The sequence below is a fragment of the Micromonospora sp. ALFpr18c genome, assembly GCF_008868155.1.
In the GTDB taxonomy this organism is placed as follows: Bacteria; Actinomycetota; Actinomycetes; order Mycobacteriales; family Micromonosporaceae; genus Micromonospora.
In genome coordinates, this window is the sequence record NZ_WBKR01000389.1 from 1 (window position 1) to 1,490 (window position 1,490).

General features: G+C 66.4%; 2 protein-coding genes. Both read right to left on the reverse strand.

What is annotated here, in order from left to right; genetic code table 11:
- Positions 1 to 240: transposase family protein (locus tag F8271_RS31315; protein ID WP_151493377.1), on the reverse strand; the 240-nt coding region annotated here is incomplete at its 3' end.
- Positions 241 to 841: 601 nt separating this feature from the next.
- A partial coding sequence (locus tag F8271_RS31320) for a DUF5937 family protein (protein ID WP_151493378.1) occupies positions 842 to 1,490 on the reverse strand: 649 nt, incomplete at its 5' end.

The window sequence follows — 1,490 nt, forward strand, 5'->3', positions numbered from 1 at the left end:
TACCGCGTCCGGCAGATCCGCGGCCCACTCGGTGATCTCCACGACCCGACTCTGCCCCGAGACCACCGCCGCGACCGCGACCGCGAGCAGACCCGGCAACGGATAGATCCGACCCCGCCGGTCCCGCGGGTCCGGCACCTGCGCCAACACCTGCAACAACCCCAGCGCGTCCTGCTCCTCAAGGTGCGACACGCCGTGCAGACGTGCGGACAACCCGCCAATCAACGATGATGCTTCCACGAGCGCGGTCCTTCACTTGTGATCATCCGGCCTAGACACCTGAATGATCACCAGAAGACCGCGCTCTTCTACGTACCGGCCTGAACCGGCGTGACCGCCCCAAAAGCCATTAAAGGGTCAAAGCTCGATCTTGCGAACGCCCTGCTCCGAACCCCTCCAACCCACGCGGGCAGGGATTTCGGATGGGTGCACCTATCAGGAGTTCCGCTCCGCGGCAGGGCGCAGCGGTTCCACAGAGTCCAAGAGCGAGATCCTTCCCCCGTTTCGCTTCTCTCACCGATCCGGGCGATTTTCACCGGCCCCGATCGGCGCTGGGTCAACGTTAACCGTCGATTAGTTCGATCAGCAAGACTCCGACCGTCAGCACCGCTTAATGATGGGGTGGAGCAACACTTAACTCGCTGGCCGGTTCAAACACAGCGTTAGGTCGCCGCGAACGGAGGTCGGGTGAAAAGGACCAACCGGGAGCGGGTTGCGCGAACGTGTGCGCCTTGGGCGACCTCGGAGAACCCGGATCGACCCGCACCGTCGTACGTGGACCAGCGGACCTGGCGTGCCGTACGCAGTCGATCACCGAGCGTGATCCGCTGGTGAGGTGGTGTCAGTCGTGAACTTCGGTCAGTAGCTTGTCGCTCGCGTCGGTTCTGAAGTACAGCACCAGCCGGCCGCTGCGTGACGCGCCTACGAGTCCGGCCGATCGCAGCAGGCCGAGGTGTTGCGAGACGGCTCCCGGTGTCAGTCCGGTGCGGTAGGCCAGCTCTGTGGTGGAGGCTGGTGCGTCCAGTTCCAGCAACAGTCGGGTGCGGGAGCGCCCGATCACCCGTTCCAGCGCTGGGGCGGTCGCGGTGGTCTGCTTTCCCCACAGTGTCGCCACGCCGCGCGCGGGGTAGGTCAGCGTCGGCTGCCAGGGCGGCATGGTGCTGGAGAAGACAGTCGGCCAGACGAACGCCGACGGGACGAGCAGCAGGCCCTCGCCGTCCAGTTGGCGGTGACCGGCGAAGCGTGGATGGACGATGGTGAGCCGGTCGTCGTGCCAGCTCACGGATGGCGCCAGGTCGGTGAAGAGGCTCGTGGGACCGCCGTCGGCCAGGCGGCGGGCGCGGTGGACGACGTCGGCTTCCAGCAGGCTGCGCAGCCGGGGCCAGTACTCGCTGACGGCCAGTTGCCAGTAGTCGTTCATTTGCCGGGCGAGGCGATCCAGCCCCGCGGCGGGGTCGGTCCACAAGGCGTGCAGTTCGGCATCGTCCCTG